Here is an 18519-nt window from a genome sequence, read left to right as displayed (position 1 = left end):
CATGCATCCTGATGCAGTTCAACGAGTGCTCGGCGTTTTGCTGATGGTGTTTAGCGTGACCATGCTGCCACCGGCATTTTTAGCCTTGGCCGCAGCCGATGGTGTTGCCTCCGCATTCTTTCTCACTTTTTTACTGCTAATTGCCTTGGGTGCAGTGTTATGGCTGCCCGTGCGCCGATCACGCCGAGAGCTCAGAACGCGCGATGGCTTTTTGGTTGTGGCCTTATTTTGGATTGTGCTTGGGGCCGCCGGCGCGATGCCCTTGGTGCTCCAAACGGTAGCGCCTTTCTCGCTGGTCGATGCCTTTTTTGAGAGTGTCTCGGGTCTAACCACCACCGGTGCAACGGCGATTATCGGGATTGACGATCTGCCGATTTCTATTCGCTATTATCGCCAGCAGTTGCAGTGGCTTGGGGGTATGGGGATTATCGTTTTGGCGGTGGCGATATTGCCCATGCTGGGCATTGGTGGGATGCAGCTGTATCGCGCAGAGCTGCCCGGGCCGGTTAAAGATGCCAAGCTCACACCGCGCATCGCCGAAACCGCTAAAGCGCTATGGAACATCTACTTAGGCCTCACCATTGCTTGCGCGCTGGCTTATTGGTTAGCCGGCATGTCTGTTTTTGATGCGATTAGTCATGCATTTACCACGGTGGCAACTGGCGGTTTTTCTACCTACGACGCAAGCCTGGGGCACTTTGATAGCGCGCTAATCGAAATGATTGCCGTGTTTTTTATGCTGATCTCTGCGCTGAATTATTCGCTGCATTTTATGGTGTGGCGGCGCAAAAGCATTGAGCCCTTGCGGCGCGACCCCGAAGTTCTCACTTTTTTAGCGGTGGTGATTACGGTGTCTGTCCTCGTTATGGGTGGGCTGTTTGTTTACGAAGCTGCCCATGGTCTGCCGCGTGCCGACTCTTGGAATCATGCCATCTTCCAGGTGGTGTCTTTTGCTACAACCACCGGCTACACCACGGCAAATTACTCCTTGTGGCCGGCCTTTCTGCCAGTTTTGTTGTTGATTGTGGCGGTGGTCGGTGGCTGTGCAAATTCCACTTCAGGCGGGCTAAAGGTGGTGCGTGTTTTGCTGCTTTGGCGACAGGGTGGGCGTGAAATCATCCGCCTGATTCATCCGCAGGCGCAATTGCCGGTAAAAATCGGGCATCGCCCGGTGAATGAGCGGGTAATTGATGCGGTATGGGGCTTTTTTGCTGCCTATGTGGTGCTGTTTGTTTTGTTAATGCTGACGTTGTTGGCAATGGGGCTTGATCAGGTAACGGCGTTTTCTGCGGTGGCTTCCGGGCTTGCTAACTTAGGCCCAGCCTTGGGTGATGTGGCGACAAATTTTGCTTCGGTAGACGACGGGCCTAAATTGGTCATGTGCGTGGCAATGATTATGGGTCGATTAGAAATCTTTACCTTGCTGGTGTTGTTTACCCCGGCATTCTGGCGGCGCTAGGCTAGCGCTGGTAGTGTGGAGCTGCCATTAAAATACCTCAGGAGGTATCGCTATGAACTGGCACAAACAGACCGAAGAAATGATTCATTCTTGGACCGAGGCGCAGCGCCGCCTTGTTGATCAATGGCTTGAGAGCGTACAAGGCGTTGCCCCCGGCGCCGATAAGCTCAAAGCCGATTACCATCGGCAGATTGATGCATGGGAAGAGGCCGTCAGCGAGATGCTACGGCGGCAGCAAGAGCTGGCCGACTCAATGTCAGGCTCGGCGGCTAACTTAGACGCAGCGCCAGAGCTGGCTAAAGAGTGGGTAGATCGCTCTCAGCAAATGATGCAGAACTGGACAGACACCCAAATGCGTTTTATGCAGGAATGGGTGGAGCACATGGCGAACCAGCCTGGCAGCTCGTCTGATTCATCGCGTTGATTGGCCTGCTGCAGCGGGTTACCGAGGCCAAAGTGGTGGTGGCGGGTGAAACCGTTGCCACCATTGGCCCCGGGTTACTAGTACTGGTGGGCGTGCAGCGTAATGATACGCATGCCAGTGCTCAACGACTTTTAGAGCGGTTGCTAAGCTACCGGGTGTTTCCAGATGATGCCGGGCGTATGAATCGGTCTTTGCAAGATACCCATGGTGGGTTGTTATTGGTGCCGCAGTTTACCTTGGCAGCCGATACGCAGCGGGGCACGCGCCCGGGGTTTTCTACCGCGGCAACTCCGGATGAGGCTGCTAGGCTGTTCTCGACGCTATGTGAAGACGCTCAGCGCCAACACGCCAATACCCAAGTGGGAGTGTTCGGTGCCGATATGCAGGTGAGTTTATGCAATGACGGGCCGGTTACATTTTGGCTTGAAGTGCCGCCTGACTCCCGATAACCCCGCCAGCATGGTATTCTGCGCCGCGTCTACTAACCGAGCGGTGACCCCATGAACGAACGCAGTGCAGCGGTCGAGCGTAATACCCTCGAAACCCGCATTAAAATTCACCTACAGCTTGACGGTACCGGTAACGGTAGCCGCCAAACCGGTGTGGGTTTCTTTGATCACATGCTGGACCAAATAGCCCGGCATGGGCAGTTTGATATTGATATCGAAGCCATCGGCGATCGGCACATCGATGATCATCACACGGTTGAAGATGTGGGCATTGTGCTGGGGCAAGCGTTTGCTAAGGCACTTGGCGATCGGCGTGGCATTACGCGTTACGGCCATGCGCTGTGCCCTTTAGATGAGGCATTATCTCGGGTTGTGGTCGATCTATCGGGTCGGCCCGGCTTGTATTTTCGTGCCAAATTTCCGGCTGAGCGTATCGGGCAGTTCGATACCGAATTAGTGCGTGAGTTTTGGCAGGGCTTTGTTAACCATGCTGGGGTTACGCTGCATGTGGATGCGCTGGCCGGCGATAATGCCCACCACATGGTTGAGAGCCTGTTTAAAGCAGCGGGGCGTGCGCTTCGTATGGCGGTGGCCAGCGATGCGGCACTCAATGGCGCGATGCCGTCAACTAAAGGAACGCTCTAACGAATGCGAGTTGCGGTCATTGATTATGGCATGGGTAATTTGCGCTCAGTTGCCAAGGCGCTGGAGCATGTTGGCGCAACGGCCGTAGCCATTACCGATGATCCCGCGGTGATTGATGCTGCCGATCGGGTTGTCTTCCCGGGGCAGGGTGCCGTGCGCGATTGTATGAGCGCCCTGCACCAGCATGAGCTGATTGAGGTGCTTGCCCGTGCAATGGCAACCCGCCCTTTTTTGGGCGTTTGTATGGGCATGCAGGCATTAATGACCCGCAGCGAAGAGAACGCAGGCGTTGAGGCGCTAGGGCATTTTGCGGGTACCGTGCGGCATTTCTCACATCTTACCGGCGGCCACTCGGCACTTAAAATTCCGCATATGGGGTGGAATCGGGTGCGCCAATGCGCCCCGCATCCGCTGTGGGATGGTGTTGACGATGAGGCGCGTTTTTATTTTGTGCACAGCTACTATGTGGTACCTGAAGCTCAAGAGATCGTGTTGGCAGACTGTGAATATGGTGAGCGTTTTGCAGCAGTTATTGGGCAAAACAATGTGTTTGCAACGCAATTTCACCCAGAAAAAAGCCAGCAGGCTGGGCTGAAATTATTGGGCAACTTTCTTAGTTGGGATGGAACAGCATGCAATTAATACCTGCAATTGACCTTAAAGATGGCCAATGCGTGCGCTTGCGTCAGGGCAAGATGGATGACTCAACGGTTTTCTCAAAAGATCCTCTGGCCATGGCAGATCAATGGGTGGCCGCCGGTGCTAAGCGTTTGCACTTGGTTGATCTTGATGGGGCGATAGCAGGCTTTCCGGTCAATGCTGACATCATTGGGCGGATTGCTGAGGCGCACCCATCAATCGAAATTCAAATTGGGGGTGGAATTCGCAATGTCGATGTTATTCAAACGTATTTGGATGTTGGCGTTGATTTTGTGATTTTGGGTACCCAAGCGGTACGTGACCCAGATTTTGTAGATAATGCCTGCCTCGAGTTTCCTGGCCACGTGATCGTGGGGTTAGATGCGCGGGATGGGCGCGTGGCAACGCATGGTTGGGAGCAAGTCTCAGAGATTGCCGCTAGCGAACTAGCAAAACGCTTTGAGGATGCGGGAGTTGAGGCCATTGTGTTTACCGACATTGGGCGCGATGGAATGATGAGTGGTTTTAATGCAAAGGCCACCGCAGATTTAGCGCGCGCCATCGATATTCCAGTGATTGCCTCGGGGGGGGTTAGCAGCATGGCCGACGTTGAGCGGTTATGTGAAATCGCTGAGGCTGGCGTAACGGGTGCCATTGTGGGCAGAGCGCTGTACGAGCGCAGCCTAGACCTTGCCGAAGCACAAGCGTTGGCCGATCAACGGATGGGTCGATAGCCGGTGGCGCTGGCAAAGCGAATTATCCCTTGTTTGGATATCGATGGTGGCCGCGTTGTTAAAGGCGTTCAGTTTGTTGATATTCGGGATGCGGGCGACCCCGTGGAAATTGCGCGCCGCTATGACCGAGAAGGCGCGGATGAACTAACATTTTTAGACATTACGGCAAGCCATGAAGAGCGCGAAACATTGGTGGCCGTGGTTGAAGCTGTCGCAGCCGAAGTGTTCATACCACTGACCGTGGGGGGTGGCATTCGCACAGTCGATGATGTGCGCCGAATGCTGAACGCAGGCGCCGATAAAGTGGCGATTAACACCGCAGCGATTCACGACCCCGCGCTAGTTGCTAACGCCGCCGAGCGTTATGGCTCGCAATGCATTGTTGTGGCTATTGATGCTAAGCGCGTGGAAAGTCCCGGATCTGATATCCGCTGGGAAGTTTTTACCCATGGCGGCCGGCGCCCCACCGGGATTGATGCGTTGGCGTGGGCTGAGCAGATGGCCGCGGCAGGCGCAGGAGAGCTGCTGGTAACCAGTATGGATCGCGACGGCACTCGGCAGGGCTTTGATAATGCGTTAAATAAGGCAATTTCTGCTCGTGCGGGCGTGCCCTTAGTGGCCTCTGGTGGGGTGGGTAACCTGCAGGATTTGGTGGATGGCGTGATACAAGGTCATGCTGATGCCGTATTAGCCGCCAGCATTTTCCATTTTGGCGAATATACGGTTGCTGAGGCAAAAGCATTTATGGCAAGCGCGGGTATAGAGGTAAGGCAGTGAGTTGGCTGGATGAGGTCCGATGGAATGCAGATGGGCTAGTGCCGGTTATCACCCGTGATGTGGCAGATGGCGCCGTGCTCATGATGGCGTGGATGAACCGTGATGCCCTGCAGGCCACGGTATCCAAGGGTGAGGCGGTGTATTGGTCGCGGTCGCGGAAAAAGTTATGGCATAAAGGTGCCGAGTCAGGCCATTTCCAGCGCGTACAGCGAATGGCATTAGATTGTGATGGCGATACGCTGCTGCTCGACGTAGAGCAAGTAGGCGGCATTGCGTGCCATACGGGTCGGCGGAGTTGTTTTTATCGGCAGTACCAGGATGGCGCCTGGGTTGAAATATCCGAGTAGGTTTGTGATGAACGATGATATTCTAAATCAATTAGCCGGTGTGATTGCCGCCCGGCGTGATGCCGAGCCTGAAACATCCTATGTGGCATCGTTGCAGGCGGCAGGGCTTGATCGTATTTTGCGCAAAGTAGGCGAGGAGTGCACAGAGACGATCGTGGCCGCCAAAAATGGTGAGCCGCAATCAATCGTTTATGAAACGGCTGATCTGTGGTTCCATACGTTAATCATGCTGGCGCATCACGGCTTGGGGCCGGCGGATGTACTAGCAGAGCTCGAGCGTCGGTTTGGGCTCTCGGGAATTGAAGAAAAGGCGTCTCGAGCCGATCAATAAATTGGAGGTGAGTCTGATGGGTCCAGGTGGTATTAGTCCGTGGTCTCTATTGTTAATTTTAGCGATTGTCCTGTTGCTCTTTGGCACCAAGAAGCTGCGTAATGTTGGCACTGATCTGGGTGGAGCACTCAAAGGCTTTAAAAGCGCCATGAAAGACGGCGAAAAAGAAGCGAATGAGGCCAAAGAGAGCATTGAGGAGGTCACAACCGAGCATCGTGAGCAGGTTGACGATGCTGAGGGTGAGAAGAAAACGAACAACGAAAAGCCCTGAGCGTCTCTGGATAGGCTGCTATGTTCGATATTAGCTTCTGGGAAATCCTGATCATCGGGGCCATCGCTCTGGTGGTCGTTGGCCCAGAGCGTTTACCTAAACTCTTGCGTACCATTGGCCTTTGGGTGGGTCGTGCGCGTGCGTCCTTTCAGTCGATTCGTGATGAGGTTGAACGAGAGGTCAATGCAGAAGGGTTGCGCGAAACGAAGCGCGCCATTGAATCCGACACCCGCGATGCAATGAAAACGGTCGAGAAGTCCGTTAGTGAAGCCCAAGCTGATGGCGATCCGCCTGAAAGCGACAAGCCCAAAGGAGACAGCCAGTCGTGAGTGCGGTCAGCGAAGATGAAGATCGCCCCCTGCTGGCGCATCTTTTGGAGCTGCGCACGCGTCTTATGCGTGCCGCTGGCGTGGTTTTGGTGCTCTTCTTGGCCGCTTACCCATTTCGTGAGCCGCTCTATACGGCACTAGCGGGTCCGCTGATTGCGGTTTTGCCTGAAGGCTCATCAATGATTGCCACGCAGGTGGCCACTCCGTTTCTTATTCCACTTAAGGTGGCGCTGGTTGCCGCCTTTTTCCTCAGCATCCCCTATTTGCTCTATCAGTTATGGGCCTTTGTGGCGCCAGGGCTTTATCGCAACGAACGTCAATTAGTGTGGCCATTGTTGTTTTCAAGCGTTGTGCTGTTTTATGCCGGCATGGCGTTTGCCTATTTTTTGGTCTTCCCGCTGATTTTTGAATTCTTTGCGGCTGCTACCCCGGTTGGGGTATCGATGATGACGGATATCGGCGAATACTTGTCGTTTGTCATGAAGCTGTTCTTTGCGTTTGGTGCTGCCTTTGAAGTGCCGATTGCAACGATTTTGCTCGTTAAAACGGGAGCAACGACAAGGCAGTCGTTAGCGGCAAAGCGGCCTTACGTGATTGTGGCTGCCTTTACGATTGGGATGTTGCTTACGCCACCGGATGTGATCTCGCAGGTGCTTTTGGCAGTGCCGGTTTGGCTGTTATTTGAGCTAGGGATATTTCTTTCCCGTTGGTTTTCGCCGTCAGTACCCGCTAAAGAGTAACGCGGGTGGGGAGTGAGAAATTCCTGACCTAGAGGTCAGATAATGAACGGCTCCAAAATAAGTCACTGGGTTTTCTTGCGATTGGCCGTCGAGAACGGTATGGTTAGCGGCATTAATGTCAAGCCTGCTTGCGCAAACGTCAGGTGATCTTTTATGAGTGGTGCTTTCGAGCAGTTCCTGCAGAATTCCTACCTCAATGGCAGCAATGCCACCTATATCGAAGCTTTATACGAAAACTATTTAAGCGATCCAGACTCGGTTGAGCCTGTATGGCAGGAATATTTTCGTGATCTGCAGGCCAAAGAGCCGGGCCGATTGCGGGATGTGCCGCATGGCCCAATACGTGAAGCGTTTGAGGCGCTGGGGCGAAGTTCTCGTAACGGTCGCGCGGTTCTAGCCGGTGAGGGCATGGACGCCATGGCGGCGCAAAAGCAGGCGGCCGTGTTGCGACTCATTAACGGCTATCGCGTACGCGGTCATCAGCATGCAGATACCGATCCATTGCATTTGCGTGAGCTGCCGGTAGTGCCTGATCTTGATCCGGCCTTTCATGGTCTGGATGAGTCTGACATGGACACCGCATTCAACACCGGCTCTTTGTTTGCACCAGACCGTATGAAGCTGCGCGAAATCATTGATTTGGTGCGCTCAGTGTACTCCGGCAAAATTGGCTCTGAGTACATGCATATTACCGACACCGATCGGAAGCGATGGATTCAGGAGCGGCTGGAAAAACCCCGGGCAAGAACGGAATTTGATGCCGAGCAAAAGCGGGCATTACTACGCCGGCTGACGGCAGCTGAGGGCATTGAAAAGTACCTCAACAGCAAATATGTGGGGCAAAAGCGTTTTTCCTTAGAAGGGGGTGAGTCCACCATTCCGGTGCTTGATGAAATTATTCAGCGTGGCGGCCGGCACGGGGTTAAAGAGTTGGTCCTCGGCATGGCGCATCGGGGTCGGCTCAATGTGCTGATTAACGTGATGGGTAAATCGCCGGCTGAGCTGTTTGCTGAATTTGAAGGCGAGCATGCGCCAGAGCATGCGAATGCCGGTGATGTGAAATATCACATGGGCTATTCATCGGATATTCAAACAGACGGTGGGGCTTTGCATTTAGCGCTTGCCTTTAACCCGTCGCATCTGGAAATCGTTAATCCGGTGGTTGAAGGCTCTGTAAGGGCGCGGATGCAACGCCGTGGCGATGCAACGGGCGAGTCTGTACTACCCTTGCTGATTCATGGCGACGCGGCCATGGCTGGCCAAGGCGTGGTCATGGAAACGTTTCAGTTATCTCAAGCGCGTGGCTTTTATACCGGCGGCACCGTGCATTTAGTGATTAACAACCAAATTGGCTTTACCACCTCTAACCCGCTCGATACGCGGTCGACTTTTTACTGCACAGAAGTGGCCAAGATGGTTCAGGCGCCGATTTTTCACGTCAATGGAGACGACCCTGAGGCCGTCTTATTTGTGACGCAGCTGGCCATGGATTATCGCCGTGAATTCCACTCTGATGTGGTGATTGATTTAATTTGTTATCGCCGGCATGGCCATAACGAGGCCGACGAGCCGTCGGCAACGCAGCCGGTGATGTATCAGAAAATTAAGGCCCGCCCGTCGGTGCGCAAGCTGTACGCGGAGCAGCTCGAGCAGGAAGGCGTTATTGCCGCTGACGATGCCAAGGCCATGGAGCGAGAATATCGCGATGCCATGGATGCCGAGCAGGTGGTAGCGCCGGGTGCCCTGCCTCCGCAGCAAACCGATTTTAGTGTGGATTGGTCGCCCTATTTTGATGCGCAGTGGGATGAGTCGGTCGATACGGCTGTCACGCCTGACCGGGTGCGGCGTCTGCAAGAGGTGCTCCAACAACTGCCTGAAGGCTTTGAGCTTAATGCGCGCGTTGCTACGGTGATGGAGAGCCGCCGAAAGATGGCAGCCGGCGCGCTGGCCATGGACTGGGGTTTTGCCGAAACCATGGCCTATGCCACGCTGCTTGAAGAGGGCTATAACGTTCGGCTGACGGGGCAGGACTCGGGCCGCGGCACCTTCTTCCATCGTAACTCGGTGCTGCATAACGCAACCGATGGAGCAACACATACCCCGCTTAAGCAGATTGGCGAAGAGCCCGATAACTTTGTGGTTATCGATTCGCTGTTGTCTGAAGAGGCCGTGCTGGGCTTTGAATACGGTTATGCCACGGCAGACCCAACCACCATGGTGATTTGGGAAGGCCAGTTTGGCGACTTTGTGAATGGCGCGCAGGTGCTGATTGATCAGTTTATTGCCTCGGGCGAGACAAAATGGGGCCGGCTTTGCGGGCTTACTCTTTATCTGCCGCACGGGTATGAAGGCCAAGGCCCAGAGCACTCATCGGCGCGTTTAGAGCGGTTTTTGCAGCTATGTGCCGAAAGCAATATTCAGGTGGTGGTGCCCTCAACCCCCGCTCAGTTTTTCCACATGATTCGCCGCCAAATGCTGCGCCGCTGGCGTAAGCCACTGGTGGTGATGACGCCAAAAAGCTTATTGCGCCACAAGCTATCTACCTCGGTGTTAGATGATTTGGCGACTGGCGGTTTTCAGCTCGTGATTGATGAGGTCGAGCCCATTAAGGCGAGCGGTGTGAAGCGCGTGGTTTTATGCAGCGGCAAAGTCTATTTCGATCTGCTCGAAGAGCGCCGCCGCCAAGAAAGAGACGATGTGGCGATTGTGCGCGTTGAGCAGCTCTATCCGTTTCCGGAAGCGGCACTCTCAGCCCTACTTAAGCGGCGATATAAGACGGCTAAAGAGGTCGTTTGGTGTCAGGAAGAACCCAAAAATCAGGGCGCCTGGTATCAGATTTATCACCACTTAACGCAGTGCGTCACGCGTGAGCAAAAGCTGCGGTATGCCGGCCGTGATCCATCTGCTTCACCGGCAGTGGGTTATGCCAAGGTGCATCACGAACAACAACGAAGCCTGGTGGCGGATGCCCTCGGGTAAACCCGATTATTCAAGGAGAGCGAAAAGCCCATGAGCACTGAAGTCAAGGTACCTGCACTGCCCGAGTCGGTCAGTGAGGCAACGGTTGTTACCTGGCATAAACAGGCAGGAGACCGGGTAGAGCGCGATGAAAACCTGGTTGACCTTGAAACCGACAAAGTGGTGTTAGAGGTGCCTGCCCCAGAAGATGGGGTGTTAGGTGAGATCCTCAAACCCGAGGGTGAAACGGTTACCGCTGGCGAGGTGGTCGCCTTGCTGCAGGCTGGCGAGGCTGCGGCCGCACCCGCTGCGGCGCCCGCTGCTGCGCAGCCGGCAGCAGCAACAGAGGCACCCGCTGCCGATGCAGCGATGCCCAGCTTAAGCCCTGCCGTACGCAATTTGGTGGAGGAGCATGGCCTTGATGCCCGGCAAATCCCGCCAACAGGCAGGAATGGACGGTTGCTGAAAGAAGATGTTCTTAACTTTCTGAAGTCGAACGAGTCAGCGCCTGCTGCCGCTGCGCCCGAAGCAGCGCCCGCGCCCGCGCCGAGTGCTGAGCAGCCGAAAAAAGCAGCCGCGCCGGCCGCCGCCGCCATGCCAGCAGGCGATCGTGAAGAGCGCCGTGTGCCAATGACCCGACTGCGCCAGCGAATTGCTGAGCGATTAGTGGAGGCCCAACAAACCGCTGCCATGCTGACGACCTTTAATGAGGTCAACATGCAGCCGGTGATGGAGCTGCGTGCGCGCTATAAAGACCAGTTCTTAAAAAACCACGACACCAAGCTTGGTTTTATGTCGTTCTTTGTTAAAGCTGCGGTTGAGGGTCTTAAGCGCTACCCGGCGGTGAACGCGTCGATTGACGGCACCGATGTGCTGTATCACGGTTACTACGACATCGGTATTGCCGTGTCGACCGAGCGGGGTTTGATGGTGCCGGTGCTAAGAGACGCCGATCAGTTATCGTTTGCTGAAATTGAAGCGGCCATCGCAGATTTCGGACAACGCGCACAGGCCGGCAAGATTGATATCTCTGAGCTAACGGGCGGTACGTTTACCATTACTAATGGCGGTATTTTTGGCTCGTTGCTTTCAACGCCAATTCTCAATCCGCCCCAAAGCGGCATTTTAGGAATGCATAAAATTCAGGAACGCCCCATGGTTGAAAATGGCACCGTGGTGGCGCGCCCTATGATGTATCTGGCTCACTCCTATGACCATCGCATTATCGATGGCAAGGAAGCGGTGCAGTTTCTAGTCACGATTAAAGACATGCTCGAAGACCCGGCACGTTTGCTGCTTGCGGTCTGAGCCTAAACGGAAAAATTCGGGAGTCATTATGGCGAATCCCTACGACGTTATCGTAATTGGTGCCGGCCCTGCCGGTTATGTGGGCGCAATCCGCTGTGCACAGCTCGGCATGAGCGTGGCCGTTATTGATGAGTTTGTGCGCAAGGATGGTGAGCCATCACTCGGTGGTACTTGCTTAAATGTGGGGTGTATTCCATCCAAAGCATTGCTTGATTCCTCTGAGCATTATCATCGGGTACAGCATGAGCTAGCCGGGCACGGCATTAAGGTGGACGGCACCCGGCTTGATGTACCGCAGATGATTCGGCGCAAAGATAAAGTGGTGTCCGATCTGACTGGTGGCATTAAGCAGTTGTTTAAGGCTAACCGAATTGAGTGGTTGGCAGGGCACGGCAAATTGCTGGCAGACCGGCAGGTCGAATTCACGCCGCATAAAGGGAAAGCGAAAGTCTTTAGTGCCAGCAATGTGATTATTGCCACCGGCTCGCGGCCCATCGAAATTGGCGCCGCGCCACTGGATCATGATCGTATTGTCGATTCAGCCGGTGCTCAGGAATTCCAAGAAGTCCCCAAACGCCTTGGCGTGATTGGCGCGGGTGTGATCGGCCTTGAGATGGGCAGTGTTTGGAACCGACTTGGCTCAAAAGTTGTGCTGCTTGAAGCGCAAGATACATTTTTATCGCTGGTTGACCATCAAGTGGCCCGCGAGGCGCGCAAGCTGTTTGAAAAACAAGGGCTTGAGATAAAGACCAATTGTCGCGTTACCGATACACGCAAGGGTAAGACCATCAGCGTGCATTATGAGGATGCAGACGGTAAGCAAAATATTCAGGTCGATAAGCTGATCGTGTCGGTGGGCCGTCGCCCGCATACCGATGGTCTGGCGTCTGAAGATGCCAACCTGATTACGGATGAGCGCGGCTTCGTGAACGTCGATGACTACTGCGAGACCAATATTCCAGGTGTTTATGCTGTGGGTGATGTGGTTCGTGGGCCCATGCTGGCTCATAAGGGCTCGGAAGAAGGCGTGATGGTGGCCGAGCGTATCGCGGGGCACGCCGGGCACGTGAATTACGAGACCATTCCGTGGGTTATCTATACCGATCCAGAAATTGCTTGGGTGGGTCGCACCGAAAATCAGTTAAAAGCCGCTGGTACGCCGTACCGGAGTGGCACATTTGGTTTTGCGGCAACCGGCCGTGCTCGCGCCATGGATCGTGCCGATGGCATGGTGAAAATTTTAGCTCATGCTGAAACGGATCGAATTCTCGGTGTGCATATGGTCGGCCCACAAACGAGCGAGTTGATTGCCGAGGCCACACTTGCCATGGAATACGAAGCAAGCGCTGAGGATTTGGCGCGGACCATCCATGCCCACCCCACCTTGTCTGAAGCGGTTCATGAAGCTGCCTTGGCGGTGAACAAACGGGCGATTCATAAGGCGAACTAAAATGGCGGAAAATACTGCAGGATTGAGAGGGATTACAGCCGGCGAAACAGCGCTTTGCACGGTAGGCCAGGAAGGCACGGGCCTGACGTATTGCGGCTATGACATTCATGACTTAGCCGAGCATGCCGAGTTCGAAGAGGTGGCCTATCTGTTGCTGTATGGCCAGCTTCCTACAGCGGCAGAGCTAGACAGTTATCGCAGCCGCCTTCAAGGGCTTCGTCAGTTGCCAGCGGCCTTGCGTGAGGTGTTAGAACGTATTCCTGCTGACGCACACCCGATGGATGTGATGCGCACGGGCTGCTCCATGTTGGGCAATTTGGAAACGGAGCAGGATTTCTCGGAGCAGGATCAGCATATCGACCGACTGCTTTCGGCTTTTCCCGGCATCATCACTTACTGGTATCGCTACAGCCATCATGGCGAGCGCATTGAGACCGATAGCGATGAAGCCAGTATTGGTGGGCATTTTCTAAAGTTGTTGCATGGCAAAAAGCCTTCCGATCTGCATGTCAAAGTGATGCATGCCTCGTTAATTCTTTATGCCGAGCATGAGTTTAACGCCTCTACCTTTACCGCAAGAACCTGTGCGTCGACGCTGTCGGATCTGCACTCTTGCATTACCGGGGCGATTGGTACTTTGCGCGGGCCATTACATGGTGGGGCCAATGAGGCCGCCATGGCCATGATTGAGAACTGGCAGACCCCTGATGAGGCAGAAGCCGCCTTGATGGGCATGCTTGAGCGAAAAGAAAAGATTATGGGATTTGGTCATGCCATTTACCGTAAGAGCGATCCGCGGAATGCGATTATTAAAGAATGGTCACGCCAGCTAGCTGAGCAGGTAGGCGATACCCGGCTATATCCAGTATCCGAACGCGTAGAAGCCGTTATGCAGCGTGAAAAGGGGCTCTTCCCCAACGCAGATTTCTTTCATGCGAGTGCGTATCACTTTATGGGTATTCCTACCCCCTTGTTTACGCCGATTTTTGTGATGTCGCGGTTGACTGGTTGGGCAGCCCACATTAAAGAGCAGCGGGCGAATAATCGGATTATACGGCCGAGCGCTGATTACACCGGGCCAGAACTCAAAGCCTGGCAACCGATTGAGCAGAGGGGGTAAGAAGATGACAGAAGTAAAAGTGCGCAGCGCTGAGCGTCCAGAGCCAGATCCATTATTGCGGTCATTGGCTGATTATGTGACCGGAGCCCCAATTCAATCGGATGAGGCCTATTCCACTGCCCGGTACTGCCTGATGGATACGCTTGCCTGCGGCATGCTCGCGCTTGAGTACCCTGCTTGCACCAAGCTCTTAGGCCCTGTTGTACCGGGTGCTGAAATGTCGGGTGGCGCGCGTGTGCCAGGCACCCCCTATCAGCTCGATCCCGTGCAGGCAGCCTTTAACATTGGTGCGATGGTGCGGTGGCTCGATTTTAACGACACCTGGCTGGCCGCAGAGTGGGGGCACCCCTCCGATAATTTAGGCGCCATTTTGGCACTGGCTGATTATCAGGCGCGCACCGCCATTGCAGAGGGCAAAGAGCCGCCCACAATGCGTGATGTGCTAACCGCCATGATTCGGGCGCATGAAATTCAGGGTGTAATTGCGCTTGAAAACAGCTTTAACCGGGTGGGCCTTGATCATGTGTTGCTGGTTCGACTGGCTTCGGCTTGTGTCAGCATGGGCATGCTAGGCGGCACTCACGAAGATGTGATGACGGTTGCCAGCCACGCGTTGGTGGATGGCAGCTCTCTGCGCGCCTATCGCCATGCGCCGCAGGCCGGCCCGCGTAAGAGCTGGGCCGCCGGCGATGCCTCAGCGCGTGGTTTGCGTCTGGCACTGATTGCACAAACCGGTGAGATTGGTTATCCGGCCGCACTCTCCGCGCCAACCTGGGGTTTCCAAGATGTGCTGTTTGGCGGTAACGAGGTCACGCTGGCGCAGCCGTTTGGCAGCTACGTGATGGAAAACATTCTCTTTAAGATTAGTTTTCCGGCTGAGTTCCACGCACAAACCGCGGCAGAAGCTGCGATGACCCTGCATCCGCAGGTTGCTGATCGGATTGATGCGATTGATCGGATTGTGATCGAAACCCAGGAAGCCGGCGTGCGAATTATCGATAAAACCGGGGCGCTCAATAACCCGGCGGATCGGGATCATTGCATTCAGTACATGGTGGCTGTGCCGCTGATCTTCGGCCGTTTGACAGCGGCTGATTACGAAGATGCTGTGGCAGCTGACCCACGTATTGATGCGCTACGAGCCAAGATGGAAGTGGTTGAGAATAAGCAGTTCTCGGTGGATTACATGGATCCAGAAAAGCGCGCCATTGGTAATTCGGTACAGGTGTTCTTTAACGATGGCACGGCCACAGATCGGATTGCGGTGGATTATCCGATTGGGCACCGTCGCCGTCGTGATGAAGGCATTCCTGAGTTGGTCAAAAAATTTGAGGCGGCGCTGACAACGCGTTTTGCACCCAAGCAGGCAAGCCAAATCGAAGCGGTTTGCGGTGATCAAAACCGACTAGAAAAACTGCCTGTTAACGAATTTATGGCCCTATGGAGGGCATCATAGGCTCGTATTGGGTAGGTAAGCTCGTCGGCGGGCTGCTGGGCGCAATGTCCGGCGGCTGGGTCGGTGGCATTGTCGGTGTGATTGTTGGGCATTGGTTTGACCGTGCCCTGTCTGGGTCTGGGCGCTCTGCGCGCCCTAGCCAGCGTCAAAAATCGGTGCATGCGGCGTTTTTTCGCGGCGCCTTTGTGGCGATGGGGCATGTCTGTAAGGCAGACGGCCGTGTTAGCGAATCTGAGATTCGTGCCGTTGAAGCCATCATGTCGCATATGGATTTGAATGCTGAGCAACGTCAGCAAGCGATTGAATTTTTCCGCAACGGTCGTGATGATCAGGTGAGTCTTGATGAGGTTGTCAGCGAGTTTCGTCGGCTCGCCCAGCGGCATCGGCAGTTGTGTCAGTTATTTGTTGAAATTCAGATTCAAGCCGCACTGGCCGATGGCCAAATTGATGCTGCTGAACGCATCTTGTTGCAGAAAATTGCTTTTGGCTTGGGGTTTTCCGAGACGGATTACGCACGGCTAGAGCAAATGTTGCATGGGCATGCTGGCCGCCAACCGAGTCATAAAAACACGTTAGAGGCGGCGTATGACACGCTCGGTGTCCAACCAACCGATAGCGATGCAGACATAAAGCGTGCCTGGCGAAAGCTGATGAGTGAACATCACCCCGATAAGTTGGTTGCACGCGGTTTACCGGAAGAGATGATGCGTATTGCTAAGGAGCGAACGCAGGAGATTCAATCAGCCTACGAAACGATCAAGCAAGCGCGCGAGGGAACTCAGCGCCCATAGGCACACTCTGATCTTGCGATGACTTTACGCAACACCACAGAATCTTGGGGTAGCCCGGCTAAATGGCTGCACTGGCTGATGGCGCTCGGGATCCTCGGCACGATGACTCTGGGTGTTGTGATGGTCAATCTGCCCATGAGCGCATTGAAGTTTGAGCTGTATGCCATTCATAAAAGCATCGGCATGACCTTGTTGGTATTGGCGTTGCTTAGAATTTCGTGGCGGTGGATGAATCCAGTGGTACCGGTACTACCAAGTAGCCTGCCCGCCTATGAGCGTCGCTTAGCGGGGTGGGCGCATGGGCTTTTTTATGTGCTGTTATTTGCCATGCCAATTTCCGGCTATGTGATTAATTCTGCGGCTAATTTTCCCTTGAATGTGTTTGGGCTGGTGCAGGTGCCTAATGTGGTGCCTGAAAGTGAATCGGTAAGCGCCGTGGCAACCTGGGTGCATGCCAGCTTATTTTGGTTTTTTGCTGGATTGATCGCGATCCATGTGGCCGGCGCACTGCGGCATCACTTTATTTTAAAAGACGGCATCTTATTGCGAATGCTGCCCAAGCGATCATCAAAGGAGACATAATGCGTTTTTTTCTGTGCCTGTCCTTTTTAACGGCTTTGATTGCAATGCCTGCGTTGGCGGCCGACCCTTGGGATATTGATCTAGCTGAAAGTCGTTTGGCGTTTGAAGCCACCCAGCAAGGAGGGCAGTTTGAGGGTGAGTTTGAACAATTCTCAGCCGAGATGCGATTTTCTGCGGAGCAGTTAGAGGACAGTCACTTTGATGTTCGAATTGATGTGACGAGCATTCAAACCGGCAGTAGTCAGCGCGATCGAGAGTTACCGAAGCAGGCTTGGTTTGCGATGGATGAGTTTACTGAGGCCCGATTTGAAACCACCGAGATTCGCCAAGCCACAGAAAACGCTGATTACCCCTATGCCGCTGAGGGCACGTTGACCATTAAGGGGCATAGTGAACCGGTTGTTCTGCCGTTTGCTTGGAAAAGCACGGATACGGGACAGGCACACATGCAAGGCGAACTGGTGATCGACCGCACCACCTTCGGCATTGGCGAAGGGGACTGGGAAGACCCCTCCGCGGTTGGCCATGAGGTTCGCGTGATTGTGGATGTCCAGCTTAGTGCGGCGGGTTAAATGGCCCGCGCACGCTGAGTTCAAACTCCTTTGCGTTGTCGGCATCAATGCTGACTTCGCGGTGAATAACTCCGCCAGTACGTTGCCAATCTCCGGCGGCTTTGGTGATTACCCAGCGAGGGTCTAGCTGTTCTTCAAGCCGGACCGTGACGGGTTGGGATTCGGCGTTATTAACACTAAGGCGCCAAGTCAGTTCGATTTCGTTGGCCCCCTCCTGCTCAATACTCTCAAGCGTGCGGATGACAGCCACTTCGCTTCGACTGGGGATGATGGTAAAGGCCTGTCCATTGGCATTGGGCGCGGATAACTGAGATTGCCGGGCAATGGCCATTCGGCCATCTGGCAGTTCTTGGGCTACCTCGATGGCGCCAGCCGGCCATTGAAGATCAATGTCGTTAAATGCGATGCGTTGTTCCGCAGGATACCGAAGGGAAGTTACATCAATCACATCCGCCCTACCCCGAGCAACAAGTTGCGTTGTAACTGAGACGTCAATCGGGGCGCCGAGCGGCTGCCGAAGCTGACCATTGGGTGCAAGCGTGCTGCTGAGCGCTAGGTTTATCCACTCACCGTATGGGCTGTTGATTATAACCTCAGGGGTAGCAAATGCTTGGTCAGTTTGGTTAATGAGCGTTAAAAACCGAAGGAGCTGTGGGGCTTGCGAGTCGTTGGCGGGATCGTTCATCACCAGGCGATAATCGACCTCCCACTGCAGCTGAGGCAGCGCATAACGCAAAGTTAGGGGGCGGCTGCCTGCTTCGCTGGCAAATAGCTCCGCTTCTAACTGATCGTCATTGGTACGCAGGCGGATTAGGCTTCGGTCTTCGGGCAGTGTCCAATGCAGCTGTGTCAGGTCTGTTTGCAAGGGGATGCCCTCGATTTGGACCGTGTTACGACCCGGCAGAAGTGCTAAATCGCGCTGATCAGTGACTTGTGTGGGCCCGTTAGAGAAAAGGTTAATTGTCACAGCGATGCGATCACCCGGTGTGCTTCTGAGTTCGCCTGGGCTCATCTCAAGCGGAATCGATTCAATGGCAGAGCCTGTGTTGTCAGCGGTGTCGGCAGGCGCTGTTTGGGCGTGGATGCTATGAATGGGCAGCAGCAAAAGGCTAATAAAAATCCAATGCCTGTGCATGG

General features: G+C 54.5%; 21 protein-coding genes. 20 read left to right on the top strand and 1 reads right to left on the bottom strand.

The window, feature by feature from the left end:
• Position 1: 1 nt before the first annotated feature.
• The 20 genes from GH984_RS06385 (at position 2) to GH984_RS06290 (ending at position 17382) form a co-directional block, all read left to right on the top strand.
• Positions 2–1459, top strand: a complete 1458-nt coding sequence (locus tag GH984_RS06385) for a TrkH family potassium uptake protein (RefSeq protein WP_153719380.1) — start codon at positions 2–4, stop codon at positions 1457–1459.
• Between the two features lie 52 nt (positions 1460–1511).
• On the top strand, positions 1512–1883 hold the full coding sequence (locus GH984_RS06380) for a hypothetical protein (protein WP_153719379.1): 372 nt from the start codon (positions 1512–1514) through the stop codon (positions 1881–1883).
• The gene (gene dtd / locus GH984_RS06375) at positions 1880–2332 is read left to right on the top strand and encodes a D-aminoacyl-tRNA deacylase (RefSeq protein WP_153719378.1); all 453 of its coding nucleotides are present in this window, start codon (positions 1880–1882) and stop codon (positions 2330–2332) included. The genes GH984_RS06380 and dtd overlap by 4 nt, the downstream gene beginning before the upstream one ends.
• Before the next feature lie 51 nt (positions 2333–2383).
• On the top strand, positions 2384–2977 hold the full coding sequence (gene hisB / locus GH984_RS06370; protein ID WP_153719377.1) for an imidazoleglycerol-phosphate dehydratase HisB: 594 nt from the start codon (positions 2384–2386) through the stop codon (positions 2975–2977).
• A gap of 3 nt (positions 2978–2980) precedes the next feature.
• Positions 2981–3619, top strand: coding sequence for an imidazole glycerol phosphate synthase subunit HisH (hisH, locus tag GH984_RS06365; protein ID WP_153719376.1), 639 nt, complete (start codon positions 2981–2983; stop codon positions 3617–3619).
• Positions 3610–4350: a 1-(5-phosphoribosyl)-5-[(5-phosphoribosylamino)methylideneamino]imidazole-4-carboxamide isomerase gene (gene hisA, locus GH984_RS06360; RefSeq protein WP_153719375.1), complete on the top strand. Its 741-nt coding sequence runs from the start codon at positions 3610–3612 to the stop codon at positions 4348–4350. Before hisH ends, hisA begins: the two co-directional genes overlap by 10 nt.
• A gap of 3 nt (positions 4351–4353) precedes the next feature.
• On the top strand, positions 4354–5127 hold the full coding sequence (gene hisF, locus GH984_RS06355; RefSeq protein WP_369691974.1) for an imidazole glycerol phosphate synthase subunit HisF: 774 nt from the start codon (positions 4354–4356) through the stop codon (positions 5125–5127).
• Complete coding sequence (gene hisI / locus GH984_RS06350; RefSeq protein ID WP_369691973.1) at positions 5124–5474, top strand: phosphoribosyl-AMP cyclohydrolase; 351 nt, start codon at positions 5124–5126, stop codon at positions 5472–5474. Before hisF ends, hisI begins: the two co-directional genes overlap by 4 nt.
• Positions 5475–5481: 7 nt before the next feature.
• Positions 5482–5805 carry a phosphoribosyl-ATP diphosphatase gene (locus tag GH984_RS06345; protein WP_153719374.1) on the top strand — a complete coding sequence of 108 codons (324 nt, stop codon included), beginning with the start codon at positions 5482–5484 and terminating at the stop codon, positions 5803–5805.
• Positions 5806–5821: 16 nt separating this feature from the next.
• Complete coding sequence (tatA, locus tag GH984_RS06340) at positions 5822–6076, top strand: twin-arginine translocase TatA/TatE family subunit (RefSeq protein ID WP_153719373.1); 255 nt, start codon at positions 5822–5824, stop codon at positions 6074–6076.
• 20 nt (positions 6077–6096) lie between these two features.
• Positions 6097–6405 (top strand): Sec-independent protein translocase protein TatB, encoded by a 309-nt coding sequence (gene tatB, locus GH984_RS06335; protein WP_153719372.1) that lies wholly within the window; start codon positions 6097–6099, stop codon positions 6403–6405.
• Positions 6402–7145: a twin-arginine translocase subunit TatC gene (gene tatC, locus GH984_RS06330; RefSeq protein WP_369691972.1), complete on the top strand. Its 744-nt coding sequence runs from the start codon at positions 6402–6404 to the stop codon at positions 7143–7145. Before tatB ends, tatC begins: the two co-directional genes overlap by 4 nt.
• A 153-nt stretch (positions 7146–7298) precedes the next feature.
• Entirely contained in the window at positions 7299–10124 is a 2826-nt protein-coding gene (locus tag GH984_RS06325) for a 2-oxoglutarate dehydrogenase E1 component (RefSeq protein WP_153719371.1), read from the top strand.
• Between the two features lie 30 nt (positions 10125–10154).
• Entirely contained in the window at positions 10155–11411 is a 1257-nt protein-coding gene (odhB, locus tag GH984_RS06320; RefSeq protein WP_153719370.1) for a 2-oxoglutarate dehydrogenase complex dihydrolipoyllysine-residue succinyltransferase, read from the top strand.
• A gap of 28 nt (positions 11412–11439) precedes the next feature.
• Positions 11440–12861, top strand: a complete 1422-nt coding sequence (lpdA, locus tag GH984_RS06315; RefSeq protein WP_153719369.1) for a dihydrolipoyl dehydrogenase — start codon at positions 11440–11442, stop codon at positions 12859–12861.
• Between the two features lies 1 nt (position 12862).
• The gene (gene prpC, locus GH984_RS06310) at positions 12863–13981 is read left to right on the top strand and encodes a bifunctional 2-methylcitrate synthase/citrate synthase (RefSeq protein ID WP_153719368.1); all 1119 of its coding nucleotides are present in this window, start codon (positions 12863–12865) and stop codon (positions 13979–13981) included.
• 4 nt (positions 13982–13985) lie between these two features.
• Complete coding sequence (locus tag GH984_RS06305; RefSeq protein WP_153719367.1) at positions 13986–15437, top strand: bifunctional 2-methylcitrate dehydratase/aconitate hydratase; 1452 nt, start codon at positions 13986–13988, stop codon at positions 15435–15437.
• Entirely contained in the window at positions 15422–16228 is an 807-nt protein-coding gene (gene djlA / locus GH984_RS06300; protein WP_153719366.1) for a co-chaperone DjlA, read from the top strand. Before GH984_RS06305 ends, djlA begins: the two co-directional genes overlap by 16 nt.
• Positions 16229–16246: 18 nt before the next feature.
• Positions 16247–16810: a cytochrome b gene (locus tag GH984_RS06295; RefSeq protein WP_153719365.1), complete on the top strand. Its 564-nt coding sequence runs from the start codon at positions 16247–16249 to the stop codon at positions 16808–16810.
• Positions 16810–17382 (top strand): YceI family protein, encoded by a 573-nt coding sequence (locus tag GH984_RS06290; protein ID WP_153719364.1) that lies wholly within the window; start codon positions 16810–16812, stop codon positions 17380–17382. Before GH984_RS06295 ends, GH984_RS06290 begins: the two co-directional genes overlap by 1 nt.
• On the opposite strand, the gene GH984_RS06285 is transcribed toward GH984_RS06290, so the two are convergent.
• Positions 17366–18517: a hypothetical protein gene (locus GH984_RS06285; protein WP_153719363.1), complete on the bottom strand. Its 1152-nt coding sequence runs from the start codon at positions 18515–18517 to the stop codon at positions 17366–17368. The two genes, GH984_RS06290 and GH984_RS06285, sit on opposite strands and share 17 nt — an antisense overlap.
• Positions 18518–18519 lie beyond the last annotated feature (2 nt).

Origin of the sequence: Spiribacter salilacus (genome assembly GCF_009649225.1) — a bacterium.
In the GTDB taxonomy this organism is placed as follows: domain Bacteria; phylum Pseudomonadota; class Gammaproteobacteria; order Nitrococcales; family Nitrococcaceae; genus Spiribacter; species Spiribacter salilacus.
The sequence above is the reverse complement of the archived record's forward strand: the minus strand, read 5'-3'. Positions and strand labels throughout refer to the sequence as shown.

Excerpts from the sequence above, each read along its gene's own strand:
- GH984_RS06380 (WP_153719379.1), top strand. The coding sequence starts at position 1,512 with ATGAACTGGCACAAACAGACCGAAGAAATGATTCATTCTTGGACCGAG.
- GH984_RS06285 (WP_153719363.1), bottom strand. The coding sequence starts at position 18,517 with ATGCACAGGCATTGGATTTTTATTAGCCTTTTGCTGCTGCCCATTCAT.
- tatA (WP_153719373.1), top strand. The coding sequence starts at position 5,822 with ATGGGTCCAGGTGGTATTAGTCCGTGGTCTCTATTGTTAATTTTAGCG.
- lpdA (WP_153719369.1), top strand. The coding sequence starts at position 11,440 with ATGGCGAATCCCTACGACGTTATCGTAATTGGTGCCGGCCCTGCCGGT.
- djlA (WP_153719366.1), top strand. The coding sequence starts at position 15,422 with ATGGAGGGCATCATAGGCTCGTATTGGGTAGGTAAGCTCGTCGGCGGG.
- tatB (WP_153719372.1), top strand. The coding sequence starts at position 6,097 with ATGTTCGATATTAGCTTCTGGGAAATCCTGATCATCGGGGCCATCGCT.
- hisH (WP_153719376.1), top strand. The coding sequence starts at position 2,981 with ATGCGAGTTGCGGTCATTGATTATGGCATGGGTAATTTGCGCTCAGTT.
- GH984_RS06325 (WP_153719371.1), top strand. The coding sequence starts at position 7,299 with ATGAGTGGTGCTTTCGAGCAGTTCCTGCAGAATTCCTACCTCAATGGC.
- hisB (WP_153719377.1), top strand. The coding sequence starts at position 2,384 with ATGAACGAACGCAGTGCAGCGGTCGAGCGTAATACCCTCGAAACCCGC.
- GH984_RS06295 (WP_153719365.1), top strand. The coding sequence starts at position 16,247 with ATGACTTTACGCAACACCACAGAATCTTGGGGTAGCCCGGCTAAATGG.
- hisA (WP_153719375.1), top strand. The coding sequence starts at position 3,610 with ATGCAATTAATACCTGCAATTGACCTTAAAGATGGCCAATGCGTGCGC.
- GH984_RS06290 (WP_153719364.1), top strand. The coding sequence starts at position 16,810 with ATGCGTTTTTTTCTGTGCCTGTCCTTTTTAACGGCTTTGATTGCAATG.
- odhB (WP_153719370.1), top strand. The coding sequence starts at position 10,155 with ATGAGCACTGAAGTCAAGGTACCTGCACTGCCCGAGTCGGTCAGTGAG.
- GH984_RS06305 (WP_153719367.1), top strand. The coding sequence starts at position 13,986 with ATGACAGAAGTAAAAGTGCGCAGCGCTGAGCGTCCAGAGCCAGATCCA.
- GH984_RS06345 (WP_153719374.1), top strand. The coding sequence starts at position 5,482 with ATGAACGATGATATTCTAAATCAATTAGCCGGTGTGATTGCCGCCCGG.
- prpC (WP_153719368.1), top strand. The coding sequence starts at position 12,863 with ATGGCGGAAAATACTGCAGGATTGAGAGGGATTACAGCCGGCGAAACA.
- GH984_RS06385 (WP_153719380.1), top strand. The coding sequence starts at position 2 with ATGCATCCTGATGCAGTTCAACGAGTGCTCGGCGTTTTGCTGATGGTG.